Raw genomic sequence first — 15174 nt, 5'->3', positions numbered from 1 at the left:
ATCAATTCCTATTGTCCCGCCATTTTCATCTCCCTATACTGCGTGTACAAGGTGGTTTTTTATCAAAACATATTGCCGGGATTCCAGAAACCCTCCGGATCATACCGTTTTTTCAGTTCGCGCATCCGCAAAAGCGCGGCGTCATCCGCCGGAATCCAATGCCGTTTAACTTTGCCGACGCCGTTTTCCCTGACAACACAGCCGCCGAAAGCAGCCGCCTCATGCAGAATCCAGCGCATCCATGCCTCGCACTGCCGCTGCTCCGAAGAATCCTTCGGAAAGAGGTTGCAGTGCACATGATTTTCCCCGATATGGCCAAAAATGCAGTGCGCGGGCCTGAGGTCCTTCAGACAGTCCCCATACCACTCCATCACCCGGGTAAACGGCTTTCCGGGAAAGGAAATATCGGTGGAAAGCTTGGTGATTTCCGGATGGTTCCGGTGATTTTCCCCCACCACGAGATTGACCGTTTCCGGAATTGCGTGACGAAAGTCCCGCAGAGACTCGATTTCCTTTTCACCGGATACCGCCCATGCGCGGTCCGGGTCGCTTCCGCACTGCATCGCCCGCTCCATCAGGGCTTCCGCCACAGCCTCGATTTCGGATTCCTCCCCCGCGATTTCCAGATAAATCATCGCGTGAAAGGCCGGATCGACGGGCGGAATACTGTCAAGACTGCTCAGCAGTTCTTTTTTCTGCTCTATGAGCCGGAGGGAATCCCCATCAATATACTCCGCCGCGGTCACCCGCGCTTTTTCCGACCCCACCGGGTCGCTCTGCAGCTCGTCGGCAAAGCGCCACGCGTCGCGCGGTCTTTCAAAAAAGAAGGCGATGCCCCACTGCTCCGCGGGACAGGGCATCAGGCGGAGAGTCAGAGCGGAGAAAATGCCGAGCATCCCCTCGCTGCCGAGAAACGCGTCCAGCTCATCGAGCCGTTCGCCGTTTACTTCCAGAAAATGTTCCCCACGGCGGATATCCCGCACGGTACCGTCGGCCAGAATCACGCGCGCCGCTTCAAAGTACTGCCTGGCGTCCCCGTAAGCATAAGCACAGATTCCGGAAGCCGCCATTGCGGCTGCGCCGCCGACCGTCGCGGTGGCCTCCGTCGGCTCGGGCGGCCAGAAAAGACGGACGGGTCCGCCCAGCCTTGCAATCGCCTGCTTCAGCTCCGACAGGCGCAGACCGGGCTCCACCGTCAGCAGATATTTTCCGTCCGTTTCGGAATATTCCAGTACCCGGCTGCAGTCGGCCACATTCATCAGATGTCCGCTCAGCGGCACTCCGCTGCCGACAATGCCGGTTTTGCCCCCCTGTACCGTCACCGGAATCCGCTGCTCGCGCAGTTCGCCGAGGATCGCACAGATTTCTTCCTCGCTGCGCGGAAACGAAATACTCTGCGCGCCTCCGGAAAACTGGGACTCATCGCGAATATATTCCGTATACGATTCGTCCATAGGAAAAATTGGACGGCTGTTCATGAAATCATACCCCACTATCAGATTATAATCATTCTTGGTTCTTTCGGGTTGCTTTTAAAGGCTTTTCGGAAATCTCGCTGAGATGTTGTAAGACCCTATGCCAGTCGTCCACGATCGCAACGTTGGATTTTCGGTGAATCGGCGCCCGCGGGTCCGAATTGACGGAAACGATAAACCCGCTTTTTTCAATTCCGGCATAAAAGGCCGGCGCGCCCGAAACACCCGCAGCAATACAGATTTCCGGCTTTGTCATGACACCCGAAACGCCGATCAGGCGGCTCATGGGCGCCCACGCGCTCATGGCGACCGGGCGGCTGACCCCGAATTCAGCCCCTATCTTTTCCGCGGCCTGCGCCATGGCCTCGACGCCCTCCCGGCTTTTTGCCCCCCATCCGGCGGCAAGAATAAACGGCGCGGTTTCCAGATTTTTTTCCTCTTTTCCGGGAATAAAAGCATAGTCCTCGGAGAAGCCGTTTTCCGGGCCTTCCCGGACCGTTCGCTCCTCTACGGCCACGGCGGACCGGCCGTTCCCTTTCGCCGGTTCGGCACAGGACCGGGAAACGGAAAGGCAGTACGGCGCTTTCTTCAGCGCAAATTCCGCCTCCATATGCCCTCCGTATACGGATTTGGTGACGGTAATCTCCTCCCCGGCGCACTGCACACCGTCGACCGCCGCCATAAACGTGCCCCCGCAGCGCTGCCCCATCCGCACCGCCAGCTCCGACCCAAAGCAGTTCCCGGCAAACAGATAGACTGCTGTTTCCCCGCTGCCTCCCAGCTCGGCAAGCTGATTCAGCATGGTTTCCGTCCGCGCCTGCGGAAGGCCGATCAACACGGCTTTTGGCACCGGGACCGCGCAAAGCAGTTCCTCACGATCGGCTTCTTCCCTGTGAAACACAACGGCCATGTCCGCCTCGATTCCATTTGTGCGCTGCTCTAGGAATCCTGCAAGCAGCCGGCACTGGTCCGGGTAATCGTTCGTGCAGGCGTTCAGCACCAGTATTCCTTTCATAAGCGATTCAGCCTGCCTTTCAGATAGTCTCGGTACAGAATTTCCGCCTTTTCCTCCGGCGTATCCGCCTCGATCAGGACGCCTTCCCGCTCCTTCCGGATGGGAACCAGCGAACGCAGCTCCGCGTTGGGGCTGGACAGCAGGGCTTCCGCTCCCGGAAAATCCGACAGCTTCAGCAGGGTAATGGGCTTCTTCCCGTAGGCCATCTTGTCCTTCAGCGTCGGAACGCGCAGATAGGTACACGGAGCGTCGCCGATGCTCAGAACGCAGGGCGCGGAAACCGTCTGTACCGACGTTCCCCCGTCAACCGCGCCGGTAACGCGCAGGCGGTGTTCGTCCGCCGGCTCCAGCGCAGTCACCTGTGTTACGCAAGGCCACCCCAGCAATTCCGCTGTCAGCAGAGGTGTGCAGGCGTTGTCGCCGACCTGTGTCTGCTGGCCCATCAGAATAAAATCAGGATGCGCCTGTGTCTGCGCAAAGTCCGCGATGAGCCGGGCGACCACCTCGGGCCGGAACCGTAAATCCGCGTCCCCGGGGTCGACCCGGACAAGCTCGTCGAATTTCAGCGCGGCCAGCGTTTTCAAAAACCGGTCGCTGGGCATTCCGCCGACGGTCAGCGCACACCGGTAAAAGCAAAAAGAGCCTGCAGCTCCGTTGTCGGATAGCTTCAGGCTCATTTCCAGCGCACTTTCATCAAAGCTATTCCAGTCCAGCGGCGTGAACGACGTATCAACTTTTAAATCGGGCTGGAGAGCCCAATCCTCTTCGGAAAGGGCCTCCAGATCCGGGGTAATGGAAAAAGGAAGTAAGAGTTTCATCATTTTCTGAGTGGAATCAGCGTTCCCATATTCATGATGCCGTTGGGGTCGAACGCCTTCTTGAGGGTATCCAGCATATAGAAGGAAGAACCGTACTCTTCATGAACATAGCGCGCTCTGGCTTTGCCGAGGCCATGGTGGTGAGCGATGGACCCGCCGTACTGAACGACCTGTTCGCAGATGATCCGGTTGATGAGGTTGTGGTATTTGTTGATCTCCTCTTCCGGCGGGCAGTCGACGATATTGTAATAGTAAACGAAGTACATATTGGTGCCGTTGATATAGCTGTGGGAGGAGTGGCCGCCGATCAGCGTGATGTCCGGCACTTCTTCCATAATGCGCCTGCGGGCGGTGTCATAGATTTCATAAATGCAGTCCCAGCAGCCGGAAACCTCTGTGGTGATACCGATGTTCTGTGTCGCCTTGATTTCCTCGCGCTCCTGTGCGATCTGCTCCGGGCCCCAGTTCAGGTGGCTGAACCACTTCTCAATATATTTCGGGTCGACTGCTTCGCACTCGTCATATCGTGCGACGATTTCCTTGATACCGGCTGCCGTGGCCTCGGCGATCGCCGCAGGGCCTTCCGTCGTAAAGATCAGCACGCATTTTCCGGGAGCGGCGAAATGAGAGAAGCTCATGGCGCCGTCGGCGGGGTCGTACAGACGGGCGATGGACGGCTTGTAGCCTTCCACCATCACTTCACGAAGCACTTCAAAGCCGGTTTTCATGTTGTCCAGCGTGTAACCCATAAATTGATTGTTTTCCGGACGGTACTTGAATATTTTGACGGTCACTTCCGTAATGTAGCACAGGGCGCCTTCGTTGCCGATGATGATATTTCTGATATCCGGACCGACGGAGCGGCGCGGAACGTTCTTGATGCGGCAGATTTTTCCGTTGGGAAAAACCGCTTCCAGGCCGACGACCATGTCTTCGATGCCGCCGTACAGAGTGGAGAACTGGCCGATGCTGCGGGTGGCTACCAGGCCGCCCATCTGTGCCAGAGGCTTGGACTGCGGGGAATGTCCGGTGGTATAGCCCTGCTCACGGAGCATATCGTCCAGGTCCTGTAAGGGAACGCCGCACTGGCAGGTAACCTGCATATTGTATTGATCCACCTTCAGGACCTTATTCATCTGGGAACCGTCGACAACAACCGAGTTTTCCAAAGCTGTTTCCAGCCCGCCCTCGATTGCGGAATGACCGGTACGCGGCACAATATTAATCTGATATTCATTTGCGAATTTCAGCACATCAGCGACCTCTTCCGTGCTGTGTACATAAACAACTGCCGCGGGGATCGGCTGTGTATATACTTCGCAGACCTGTTCATATTTTCTGTAACGATCAAGGCTGCTTTCTTTCAGAACCTGTTCATCCGTGATTACGTTTTCTTTTCCAAGAATTCGGATCAGGCCTTCCACGATGCTTTGTCTTTCAATTAGTGCCATGCTGTTTACTCCTTTTCTTCATCTCATTTTGACCAATAAAAAAAGAGAAAGCAACTTTCAAATGGGTATACGCCCATTAAAAAGTTACTTTCTCTTACTCTCTTTGGTAACTGACTTCAGTATAACGGCTGGTACTTTATTTGTCAATTGTTTAATTTGACCAGTTCTGCTGAATTTTATTTAGCGTTTTTGTTTAATGACAACTCGCAATATTTGCTGTATACTGTCATCAGTTACTATCAGAGAGATTGAGAGATTGAGTAACTTCAACCGATCCGCCGTCCATGCGGATGGGTTGAAGTTACTCTTTTTTTTCTCTAAAATTATTGTGCACAGATAATTTCAGGGCGTCTCTCGTCATCCTGCAGCTAAACAAAAAAGAGGAGGAAATGTTAAATGAACAAAGCATTTATCAAAAAATACGGCACTCTCCTGCTGCTTGCCGCAGGTGCAGGCATCATTTTCCAGTTACCGTACATCCGTGAAACCTTCTATGTTCAGATTCAAAACGCAATGCAGCTTACCAACGAACAGATGGGGCTTCTGTCGTCCGGTTATGCTTCAATGGCCCTGTTATCCTATTTCGTCGGCGGTATGATCGCCGATAAATTTTCCGCAAGGAAACTGCTGACCTTTTCATTCATCACAACCGGTATTTTGGGACTCTGGTTCTCCATGTTCCCCGGCTACAACGTCTGCCGCATCATCTTTGTTCTGATGGGTATTTCCACCATTATTACATACTGGTCGGCGTGCATCAAAGCGACCCGTATGCTCGGTTCCAGCGAGGAGCAGGGCCGCTTGTTCGGCCTTCAGGAAGGCCTTCGCGGCATTATGAACGCTCTGTTGGTATTCGGTATGATGGCGGCCTACAATCATTTTGCAGATAAGGTTCTGGGCGCACAGTGGGCCATCCGTGTCTGCGCGATTGTCGTTATTATTATCGGTGTCCTCAACTGGTTCTTTATTGAAGACACAAAAAGAGAAGAAAACTCCGAGGGCATCCTCGACATTGCAAAAGGCATGCTGCACGCCATGAAGCTGCCGCGCGTATGGGTTATCTGCGCGATCGTCTTTACCGCATACAGCATTTATGGGATGCTGGGCTACCTGAACACCTACTGTGTGAAGGTTTACGGCGCTCCGGAATCCGTGGGCACAACGCTCGGCGCCTTCCGCTACGTCATTCAGGCCATTGGCGGCGTCCTCGGCGGATTCCTGGCTGATAAGATCGGCTCCCGTATCAAGGTCATCATCGGTTCTGCCGTACTGTTCATCGCATCCTTCCTCGGATTCCTGGTCCTGCCGGAATCTGCCGCGGTGCTGAACGTCGTTATTGTCAACTTCATCTTCGGCCTGTTCATCATCTATGTTGTACGTTCCATGTACTTCGCCATCATCGACGACGCACATCTTCCGGTCAATTCCACCGGCCGTGTTTCCGGCTTCGTATCCTTCCTGGGCTATTCCCCCGACATTTTCATGTACACCATGATCGGCAGCTGGATGGACGCGAACCCCGGCAAAGCGGGCTATAACATGATGTTTGTCTATGCCCTGGTAATGGCCGCTCTTTGCTGTGTCTTTGCTTTCGTTCTGTTCCGGATTGTCAAAAAGGACGAAAAGAAAGCGGGCAGCACCGAGACTGCCTGAGCTTGATAAAAACTCTGTTTAACCCTTGCTCAACAAATGCTCCGAAAAAAGGGGGCCTGCCGCTGTGTTTGGCGGCAGGCCCCCTTCTGCTATTAATGATTCCTATCAAAAAACCATTTTCTTGCTTCTTTTGATTTTACGCCTTGCCATGATTTTACAAATCTGCTATAATAATTTCGTTAAAAATATGTTGTGTGGCCCGGTAGTTAGACAAGACTAACTTGTTTGAAGGCAACATGAAATGAAACAGATAAAGGAGACGAACAAGAATGGCAACAAGAAGAGGCCCCCGTTTCAAGGAATGCAGACATTTGGGGGTAAATATCTGCGGACACCCAAAAGCGATGAAGAGGGCAAACGCACCGGCCTTCAGTAAGAGAAGGAAGGTTTCGGAATACGGCCTGCAGCTGATCGAAAAGCAAAAAGTCAAGGCATACTACGGAATTCTGGAAAAACAGATGATGCGTTATTATTCCGCGGCGGAAAGGGCTCCGGGAAAAACGGGCGACGCCCTACTGCAAACGCTGGAACGCCGTCTGGACAATATGGTATACCGGATCGGCTTCGCCAATTCCATCCGTCTGGCGCGCCAGCAGGTAACGCACGGCCATATTCTGGTAAACGGCCAAAAAATCACAATCCCATCCTATACGATCCAACCGGGCGACGTGGTTTCCCTTCGTGAGAAATCCAGAAGCAACGAAGCGTTCCGCGCTAATTTTCTGGAGGGAAAGGGATTTGCCGTGCCTTATGTGACACGGGATTTCAACGCTTTCAGCGGCACGCTTCTCCGCCTGCCCCTCCGGGACGAAATCCCCGTGGAAATCGACGATCAGCTGGTCGTCGAGCACTACTCGAGGTAACCGCCATGCCCGGCCCGTCCTGCAAATATCGGCAGCCCGGCTATTGGGAATGGACTTTAGGAAAACAGGACGTGTGGAACGACCTGTTCGTTCCGCCGGAGCAGCTGGAAACTTCCGTTTTTATCAATGCCTGTGCGGTGGACGGACAGCGTCTCCTGCTGGACAGCAACTGGGCTTGCCATCCCGGTATCGAATCGGTGCTGGGTTTTGTGCAGTACGTCTTTCTCCCCACCGTATGTTACTATGTTCTTCATCCCGAAAACGGTCGGCTGATGACCCCGGTCCAGTCTCCCCCGGAGCTTCTGGAAACAATCCGAAGGTCCGACTCTCCGCACCGGCTGGCCATGAGCGGTTTTGTCTATGAACTGAGCGCCGTATGGCGCCGTTCCGCGGAAACGCAGTGGGCTACCCTGAGCAGCTTCTGTGACCGTTTCAACCGCTACTGGGAATGCCAGGACGTCCTGTTCAGCCTGAACGTTTTCCCCAACGTGGAAAAGGTTGTTTTTTATCTGAAAGAGCAGGTCTGGTGTGAAGAACTGTTTCAGGAGGAATTCGGATACACCTATTCCCAATTGGATGAATTATGCCGCCGGTTCGAAACGGAGCCGTTTGCGAAATATCTGTTTCTTAACTGGCTCAATACCAGGGCCGGCTGTCTGGTTTGAAGAAGGCCCGCGGCGAATTCAAAAAGCGAACTGCCAATAGAATGATTCTCAATAAAAGGCTGCCGCCAAACGATGATTATCGTTTGGCGGCAGCCTTTTATAATTAGATTATTCTTTTATAATACACCCATATACGGGTGTAACCCTTCGTCTGCGGATATTTTCGTGATACGCCAAAAGTCGCCGTCTTTGACGACCGTCAGCGCAGCGTTATAGTCCCCGGCGGGACCGCTCGATGTTGCCGTGGAAAAAGAAAGCTGAATCGCATATTGATCGCTTCCCGCCTGCGTTTGGTTGGTGATTTTATAGCTTTCTATCCAGGGACTGGACATTCCCGTTACCCAATTGGGATTGTATTGGCCGAGCTGTTTGACATACTCTTTTTTGAGTTTGGAATCCATTACGGAATATTGCATCGCCCCGCTTCTGCTTTTCAGACCGTCAGCCCATACCACGGCGGCTGCTTCCGGCGCGCATACCCCTACCCGGTCCATTGCATCCATCAAAAGCCCGGTCCTTACTTCGTATTGATCCACCTCGGCCACCGCTGCCGCAACGCTGATATATTTGCAGTGAAAGAAGTACCCCGCCGTATTAAAAAGCGCCGCAACCAGCAAACAAACGACAACTACAAGCCCAACGAACCTTTTTACCTGCTTTGAGAAAAGCAGTTTCATGCAAACTCCCCCTATCAAGCATTTCTATAAAATCTATGACGGGTAATGGAGAAATAGGCAAATTTCCGCTGTTGGTCAATGATTAATATTCTGCGTTAGTTCAAATCCGGCGGTCTTGCCGCCTTAATCCTAATTAAAAATCCCTCCCAGCCGCCCAAAAGCAGTTGAGAGGGTGTCCCAAATTGTGAATTGAGCTAATTATTGTATTATAGATTCGTGCACAAACCTATCCCCCATAATTATAAAAGCTCAATTTTAATTGTATTATAGCAGAATGGTTAATGATTTTCAAGAAAAAAACTTACCAATTAATTCGGCGTGGATTTGTCTATGAAGCTGTTAACAGAAGCATCCCGGCTATTCGGGAAGAATATTATTGTACAATCAGGAAAAAGTGAAGTATAATAACATAAAGCAGGTGATATTATGAAGGGAAAAATAATTCGGAACTTAACGGATTATAACGGAAAACCGGTTTGGGTGGAATTTGAAAACCCGGACGCATGCAGCTGTGCAAACTGCGGAGCTTGCCGGTCAAGCGATGCCGAAGCGCATCTTTACACCAGCGGCGTATATCGTGCCGAGGGTCATTTTCTCGTTTCGCTTACGAACGAAGAACATCGTTTTCATGAGTTTACGCCGCGTATCCTCGCCATTTACGAGTGGCAGGAATAGAGAACGGCTATCGGACATCATCCCACATAAATTTTAACTTCTCAGAAATAATAGTAAAAATAAAATCTGCAGGAGTTAGTTTATGGGGATTGTAAATATGAATAATAAAAATCAAACCTGCATTGACCAATGCAACAAATGCGCACAGGCGTGTTTGGAATGTATGAAAATGTGCCTTGACGAACCCGACGCAGCAAACAGGAAAAAGTGCATTGCCAAGCTTCATGAATGTGCTTGTATCTGTAGGGAAGCATCCTCCTTTATGGCGGTGGATTCCTGCCATGCGATGGAATTATGCAAACTATGCGCGACGATTTGCAATGAGTGCGCTCAGGAATGCGGAGCATTTAAAGACGACCACTGTGCGAAATGCGCCGCAGAATGTAAAAAATGCGTGCGGGAATGTCAGTCCATGCAGTAATCGACGGCGGGATTTGTATTCAATATTGCTTTTCATATTGACATTTTTCATTGGATTTGCTATTCTAGGAAAAGCTTTATAGGGTTCCGCAGTTAACAGCTGGTCTGCACCGAGATAAAGCGCGCAGGATACTGCGTTCACGGAAGGACAAAAGCCTGGGAGATATTTTTATATCTTCCATGGCTTTTTATTTTTTGTACATTTTTAAAAGGAGTGAAAAACATGCATTGGTTACTGTTGGCAATAGCAGGGATTTTCGAGACATGTTGGGCTGTCAGCCTGAAATATTCACAGGGCTTCACAAAGCCTGTTCCGAGTGTGATAACGGTGGCAGGGATGATCGCAAGCTTTTATTTTTTATCTCTGTCTTTAAAAAATCTGCCCCTCGGGACGGCTTACGCCGTATGGACCGGAATCGGTACGGCGGGAACGCTTATTTTAGGGATCGTTCTCTTCCATGAACAAATCAGCATCCCCCAAATTTTCTGCGTTGCTCTTATCATAGCGGGAATTATCGGCTTAAAATTGCTTTCCCCTCAATAATGCGTCAGCGGCTTGTTTCCGGGGCGGCGGTTCCTGGCCTAGAATTTTAAAACCGTACTATACTGCATACAGACATAAGGGGACTTGACGGGAAGAGTATAATAATTCCATACAATGAAATATTTGAAAGGATGACCCCTTATGAACGTAATCGCTGCGAATGGAAGTCCTAGAAAGAAGTGGAATACGGCTACCCTGCTGCAAAACGCGCTGGACGGCGCGGAATCGGTGGGGGCACAGACCGAAATGATCCACCTGTACGACCTGCAATACAGAGGCTGCATCAGTTGTTTCGCATGTAAAAGAAAAGGCGGGGCACTGGGCCGCTGTGCAATGCGGGACGATCTGACCGACGTACTTGAAAAGATCATCCACTGTGATGTACTCCTGCTTGGTACACCGATCTATTTTGCGAATATAACGGGTGAAATGCTCTCGTTTCTCGAACGTCTGCTGTTCTCTGCCATGACTTACAATACCGGGCATCCCTCCACCTTTCAGGGAAAACTGTCATCAGGCTTTATCTACACAATGAATGTCCCGAAAGACGCTATGGAAAAGCTTGGCTACAACGTACTGTTCGACCGTTATAAAGCTCTGCTGGAACGGTTGGGCGGACCATCCGAATTTATCGCCAGCAATGACACCTATCAGTTTAATGACTATTCCAAATACGAGGCGTCCATGTTCAGCGAGGAACACAAAGCCCGCGTAAAAGCGGAGCAGTTTCCAATTGACTGCCGGAAAGCATTTGAAATGGGAGCCCGTCTTGCAGGCAAATGACGTAAGGGAGGCCATCGTCGCCGGTAAGATCATCTTTTGAATAATATTTGCGGCTCTCGCTTCACAGTGAGAGCCGTTTTTGATAAAACCCAGGCGATTGGACAGGCTAATTTCCGAAAGGAGATTGAATTGATGAAAGAAAAATTGCTTGTGCCTGATCCGGACTCGGTTTCTCCCGCACAGATTCCAACCGTTCCAGCTCCGGTACCAATCCTAATGCCGATTCCCAGAGAGGATAAGGAAACTGCGAAACCTGCTCAAAACGGAAGCAGGAAAGACAGCGACCCATCCATGTAATTCTCTTGCCGTCCTCAACGGGCGGCATTTTTGCACCCGGAGAGCCACTCTCCAGATAAATGGTTTTCCGTGCAGCCGAAATGGTATCGGAACAGGATACATTGGATCGATTCTGTCGGGAAAACAGAGGGCTTTCATGGATCAGCCTGCTGAGGACGCGCTTGACGGCCGTACGGCAGAAATGATAAATTCCTGCGGGCCCATGAATCCGGGGGCAATTTCATATTTGTCGAACACAACGACCGCCTTTCCATCCGCGTTAACATAAAACTTCTGGTCCTGACGAATGCCCTGAAACCCATCGGACCCGGTAAAATACATCCAGTCGCTATGCTGTGCGGTGCGTTCCTTCATTTGCTTACGGATACTGTCATCCACCACGGTTTTGTAATCCCTGCCGAGCAGATTTTCGAGTGTCAATGCGGCCCCGGTGTTAGGGTCCAGGTTGTAAAAAACCTGTTCCAGCGAAGATTGTGCTCTATCCCATGTGATGTCCAATACAAAGGAGAGCATTTTGGTATTATTGCATTTTATAGAATATGTGATGGATGATTTGGCGGGAATGTAATCTTCCGCCTTGCCTCCTGTCTGAAGGAAGGCTTCGCGTTCCTGCTCGCTTCTCTCTTCCAGCATTTTCTGCGCCGTCTCTACCTTCGTCTGAATGAGGAGATTGATTTGATTCTGATTGGCGTTATTTTTCAGTCCGGAAATTTTGGGCTCCCTGACGGTAAGAGTCTGACCTGGATCCTGCTTGAAATCCTCGCGAAACGTAAAGACTTGGGCAATGTCGCCCACCACCGGGACTCCGTGAGTCGAACGGGCAAACACCGGGCTGCTGTTAAGCAAAATAACAAACACTGCGAACATGCTCGCCGCAGACACCGCTATCCACCGCAAAACGCGCATTTCCCTGGCAGTTTCCGGGCGGAACGAGCGGTATGCAGCTGCAATTCTGTCCTGCAGCTCCGCCGGGGTTGGAATTTCACGGTAGTAGCCTTTTGACTCTCTGAGATAATCTTCCAGCAACATAAGAGACCCTCCTTATAGGTATTTTCTAATCTGGTCCAAGCCACGCCGCAGCCGGGATTTCACCGTATTCAATGGCGTATGCGTAATTTTCGCGATGTCTTCCAACCGCATATCTTCATAATACCGAAGGATTATGACGGCTTTCAGTTCTGGATTCAACGCCTGTACGGCCCTGTAAACATCCAGCGCCTCGGTGACTTCCGCCGTTCTGTCCTGTAATGGTACTTCGTCCTGCTCAGAAAGCGATACCGTACGCCTGTTCTTCCGATACCAGCTGACACTCTCATTTACCAGTATGCGGAAAACCCAGTTCTTCATTTTACAGGGATCCCGCAACGTATGCGCCTTTTCCAAAGCGTGCACCACCGTTTCCTGAATGACGTCCAGCGCCGCTTCCCTGCTCTTCGTATAACTGTAAGCCAAGCGATACATGCTTTCTTTGTTCTTTTCGATACATTCCTTTAAATCGTCCGGTATTTGTTTGCGCATCGTTTTTCTCCCGCTTTCCCATCTGTTCGGTCTCGTTAATAAAGACGCACCAGCAATGCAAAAAGTTCTCGATACCGAAACTTTTTTTACCTCTTTATGCTGCAATAAACGGTCAGAAGGGCCTACCCTGTAAATTTAAAAAAGCCCACCGGTTTGTCCGATGAAGCTTTCTCTTTGTCTGTGAGGCTGGTGGTCCGACTTCTTGGCCATAGCTGTTTGGTCTTCCGGAAAATTAATCTAAATATAAGGAGTTCCTGAAATGTGGAGTCAAACCAAAAAGAAATTGGAAAATTCCACTTGTGATTCGCTGAAAGATAGAGTAAAGTTTTTCAGTTCGAACTACCGTATGCATGATGGTATCGGCAGAACTTATATTGCCGTTGACGGAGTCGAAGTCTATAATATGTGCACGCTAAAGCAAGACTATTACAGGCACCCGAAGCCGGGATGTTACTCGCAGGTCGAGAAGCCCATTGAAGCTTTTATACAAAAAAAGAGACCCGGAAAACCAACATTCATGCGGCTTTCCGGGTTTTTATTGGTGCGCGAGATGGGACTTGAACCCATACGTCATACAACACACGCCCCTCAAACGTGCCTGTCTGCCAGTTCCAGCACTCGCGCGACTCAGCGAGAGTTATTATATCATTCTATTCATCCCATTGTCAACCCCAAATTACGAATTTTTAAAAAGTTTGTCAATTAAACTGCAAAATTCGTCGTAAGTCATAATGCTGTTCAGAACGCCAACCATCGAATTTACCGCCAGATGCTCCGGCAATGCCAGCTCTTTTAAAAATGTCCTTCTTTTCTGCGCGCTGTTTTCCCCACCGGACAGGCCGGCAAGATAAAGGTCCGTTTTGGCAATCTTCCGTCCCGCGGGAGCTTCGTCCTCGCTGCAGGTGACACCCGCGCGCCGCAGGGCGTCAACGATTGCCTGCACAGGCACCCCTTCCACCCCGAGCTTTCCTTCCTTGGAGGGTTTATCCTTGCGGCCCTCTTTCCCGAAAATATCGGGAATATAGGCATGCTTGATTTTATCCGGGCTGACCGCGCCGGAAAGGTAGTTCCGGATGAGAAATCCGGCGGAATCGCTGTCCGTCAAAACCAAAATTCCGCGGTTGTCCGCCAGCCGGCGAATCATTTCCATTTGTTCTTTATCGCGGAAAATCCGGAATCCCCGCGTCTCTATAATTAAACCGTCAATGATCGAGGAAAGCTTGATCTTATCGTATTTCCCCTCTACTATGACCGCTTCCTTTATTTTAATCAAGCCGTTTTCTCCCTTTCCGCTATGAGTAAAAGCTGCGCGATCAGCTTTTCCATAATGATGCGCCGGTCGCCGCGCGCGCTTTTCAGCGCGGTATCCGCCCCCAGAAGCGCCTGAAGACTCTGGCGCAGCATGGGCGTGGTCAGTTTCTTCGCGTCCCGCTCCGCGTTGGCGAGCCTGAATTCCTTGCGGGCATAGTCAAAGTGCTTTGCGGGCTCCGACGCGGTGAATCCGCTCTGAATGGAAGCCCTGACGCGGTACATGTCGATATACGCGGAGGAAAGCACCGCCAGAACGGAAACGGGCTCCTCATTCTGATAAAACAGGAGGTCCAGAATCCCGTAGGCTTTGTCGTACTGGCCCGCGATAACCGCCTTGGACAGATCGTATACCCGGGTTTCCAGATTCTTCACCACCAGCGCGTCAATCGTCTGCGCGGTGATCGCGCCTTCCTTTACAAAAGCGCATAGCTTTTCCAGCTCGTTGAACAGCGTCTGCAGGTCGTTTCCGCAGTAACCGACAATACGCCCGGCGTTCTGCCTCGAGAGCTCACAGCCCCGTTTTGCCGCCGCTGCGCACAGGGCTTTTTCAAGGTCCGGTCCGGAGCGTTTTTTCAGGTGAACCGTCACGCCCGCCTGATTGACCGTATCCATCAGCTTTTTCCATTTTTTATCTTTTTTATAATCGATTTCCATGGAAGGCAGATAAAGCACCAGCACGGTTGTGTCCGGAACGCTTTTCAGAAGCTCGTCCAGCTTGGCCGCTTCCTGCGCGCGCAGGCCTTCCACATCCAGGTCGGAGACCGCCACACATTTGCGCTCCGCCATGAAAGGGAGCGCTTCCACCGCCGCCGCGATCTGATCAATCGTGGCGGAATCGTCAAAGCGCTGAAAATTAAAATCTAAAAACGCGGTTCCCGCGGCTTTGGCGATCAGCTTTTTCGCATAGAATCCGACCAGATACTTTTCTTCTCCGTGCAGAAAATAGAGGTTTGCAAAATCCGCTTTTTCAATTTGTTTTTTCAGTTCCGCCTCGGTAATTTCGGGCATA

General features: G+C 51.1%; 17 protein-coding genes, 1 tRNA gene, 1 pseudogene and 1 riboswitch. Of the genes and pseudogenes, 9 read left to right on the top strand and 10 right to left on the bottom strand.

The genetic code is table 11. The features are described from left to right. Positions 1-62 precede the first annotated feature (62 nt). The 4 genes from ACQGQ5_RS07005 to ACQGQ5_RS06990 are packed head-to-tail and all read right to left on the bottom strand — an operon-like array spanning position 63 to position 4759. Positions 63-1478 carry an FAD-binding oxidoreductase gene (locus ACQGQ5_RS07005; protein ID WP_455735832.1) on the bottom strand — a complete coding sequence of 472 codons (1416 nt, stop codon included), beginning with the start codon at positions 1476-1478 and terminating at the stop codon, positions 63-65. Positions 1479-1506: 28 nt separating this feature from the next. Then, complete coding sequence (locus tag ACQGQ5_RS07000; RefSeq protein WP_455735831.1) at positions 1507-2490, bottom strand: electron transfer flavoprotein subunit alpha/FixB family protein; 984 nt, start codon at positions 2488-2490, stop codon at positions 1507-1509. Then, complete coding sequence (locus tag ACQGQ5_RS06995) at positions 2487-3311, bottom strand: electron transfer flavoprotein subunit beta/FixA family protein (protein ID WP_455735830.1); 825 nt, start codon at positions 3309-3311, stop codon at positions 2487-2489. Before ACQGQ5_RS06995 ends, ACQGQ5_RS07000 begins: the two co-directional genes overlap by 4 nt. Continuing rightward, positions 3308-4759 carry an FAD-binding oxidoreductase gene (locus ACQGQ5_RS06990; protein ID WP_455735829.1) on the bottom strand — a complete coding sequence of 484 codons (1452 nt, stop codon included), beginning with the start codon at positions 4757-4759 and terminating at the stop codon, positions 3308-3310. Before ACQGQ5_RS06990 ends, ACQGQ5_RS06995 begins: the two co-directional genes overlap by 4 nt. Positions 4760-5155: 396 nt before the next feature. Here ACQGQ5_RS06990 and ACQGQ5_RS06985 point away from each other — a divergent pair, with 396 nt between their 5' ends. From ACQGQ5_RS06985 to ACQGQ5_RS06975, 3 genes are all read left to right on the top strand, one after another. Beyond that, the gene (locus ACQGQ5_RS06985; protein WP_141825021.1) at positions 5156-6412 is read left to right on the top strand and encodes an MFS transporter; all 1257 of its coding nucleotides are present in this window, start codon (positions 5156-5158) and stop codon (positions 6410-6412) included. A gap of 269 nt (positions 6413-6681) precedes the next feature. Further along, entirely contained in the window at positions 6682-7275 is a 594-nt protein-coding gene (gene rpsD, locus ACQGQ5_RS06980; RefSeq protein WP_141825020.1) for a 30S ribosomal protein S4, read from the top strand. Positions 7276-7280: 5 nt separating this feature from the next. After that, entirely contained in the window at positions 7281-7940 is a 660-nt protein-coding gene (locus ACQGQ5_RS06975; RefSeq protein WP_455735828.1) for a hypothetical protein, read from the top strand. Positions 7941-8056: 116 nt separating this feature from the next. Here ACQGQ5_RS06975 and ACQGQ5_RS06970 read toward each other — a convergent pair whose 3' ends face one another. After that, on the bottom strand, positions 8057-8617 hold the full coding sequence (locus ACQGQ5_RS06970) for a hypothetical protein (protein ID WP_455735827.1): 561 nt from the start codon (positions 8615-8617) through the stop codon (positions 8057-8059). 426 nt (positions 8618-9043) lie between these two features. Here ACQGQ5_RS06970 and ACQGQ5_RS06965 point away from each other — a divergent pair, with 426 nt between their 5' ends. The 5 genes from ACQGQ5_RS06965 to ACQGQ5_RS06945 all read left to right on the top strand — a co-directional run bounded on the left by ACQGQ5_RS06965 (position 9044) and on the right by ACQGQ5_RS06945 (position 11336). Next, the gene (locus tag ACQGQ5_RS06965; protein ID WP_455735826.1) at positions 9044-9292 is read left to right on the top strand and encodes a hypothetical protein; all 249 of its coding nucleotides are present in this window, start codon (positions 9044-9046) and stop codon (positions 9290-9292) included. 82 nt (positions 9293-9374) lie between these two features. Continuing rightward, positions 9375-9713, top strand: a complete 339-nt coding sequence (locus ACQGQ5_RS06960; protein ID WP_141825016.1) for a four-helix bundle copper-binding protein — start codon at positions 9375-9377, stop codon at positions 9711-9713. 67 nt (positions 9714-9780) lie between these two features. Then, a riboswitch (guanidine-I (ykkC/yxkD leader) is annotated at positions 9781-9877 on the top strand. Positions 9878-9935: 58 nt separating this feature from the next. After that, on the top strand, positions 9936-10256 hold the full coding sequence (sugE, locus tag ACQGQ5_RS06955; RefSeq protein WP_141825015.1) for a quaternary ammonium compound efflux SMR transporter SugE: 321 nt from the start codon (positions 9936-9938) through the stop codon (positions 10254-10256). 141 nt (positions 10257-10397) lie between these two features. Further along, complete coding sequence (locus ACQGQ5_RS06950) at positions 10398-11039, top strand: flavodoxin family protein (protein ID WP_455735825.1); 642 nt, start codon at positions 10398-10400, stop codon at positions 11037-11039. Between the two features lie 132 nt (positions 11040-11171). Continuing rightward, on the top strand, positions 11172-11336 hold the full coding sequence (locus tag ACQGQ5_RS06945) for a hypothetical protein (RefSeq protein WP_455735824.1): 165 nt from the start codon (positions 11172-11174) through the stop codon (positions 11334-11336). 141 nt (positions 11337-11477) lie between these two features. Here ACQGQ5_RS06945 and ACQGQ5_RS06940 read toward each other — a convergent pair whose 3' ends face one another. Both ACQGQ5_RS06940 and ACQGQ5_RS06935 read right to left on the bottom strand, forming a co-directional pair. Further along, positions 11478-12365: a DUF3298 domain-containing protein gene (locus tag ACQGQ5_RS06940; RefSeq protein WP_455735823.1), complete on the bottom strand. Its 888-nt coding sequence runs from the start codon at positions 12363-12365 to the stop codon at positions 11478-11480. 12 nt (positions 12366-12377) lie between these two features. Then, positions 12378-12854, bottom strand: coding sequence for an RNA polymerase sigma factor (locus tag ACQGQ5_RS06935; protein ID WP_455735822.1), 477 nt, complete (start codon positions 12852-12854; stop codon positions 12378-12380). Between the two features lie 259 nt (positions 12855-13113). Between ACQGQ5_RS06935 and ACQGQ5_RS06930 the strand changes: the two are divergent. Beyond that, positions 13114-13284: pseudogene (locus ACQGQ5_RS06930) on the top strand (SF0329 family protein); the annotation flags it as partial. Positions 13285-13393: 109 nt separating this feature from the next. Here the strand turns inward: ACQGQ5_RS06930 and ACQGQ5_RS06925 are convergent. The 3 genes from ACQGQ5_RS06925 to holA all read right to left on the bottom strand — a co-directional run bounded on the left by ACQGQ5_RS06925 (position 13394) and on the right by holA (position 15173). Next, positions 13394-13478: transfer RNA gene (locus tag ACQGQ5_RS06925), tRNA-Leu, on the bottom strand. Positions 13479-13530: 52 nt separating this feature from the next. Beyond that, the gene (locus ACQGQ5_RS06920) at positions 13531-14127 is read right to left on the bottom strand and encodes a toprim domain-containing protein (protein ID WP_141825008.1); all 597 of its coding nucleotides are present in this window, start codon (positions 14125-14127) and stop codon (positions 13531-13533) included. Beyond that, positions 14124-15173 (bottom strand): DNA polymerase III subunit delta, encoded by a 1050-nt coding sequence (holA, locus tag ACQGQ5_RS06915; protein ID WP_455735821.1) that lies wholly within the window; start codon positions 15171-15173, stop codon positions 14124-14126. The genes ACQGQ5_RS06920 and holA overlap by 4 nt, the downstream gene beginning before the upstream one ends. Between the last annotated feature and the right edge of the window lies 1 nt (position 15174).

The organism is Caproiciproducens sp., from assembly GCF_053840905.1.
Note: the sequence above shows the minus strand (reverse complement) of the source record. Positions and strands in the feature narration are given on the sequence as shown.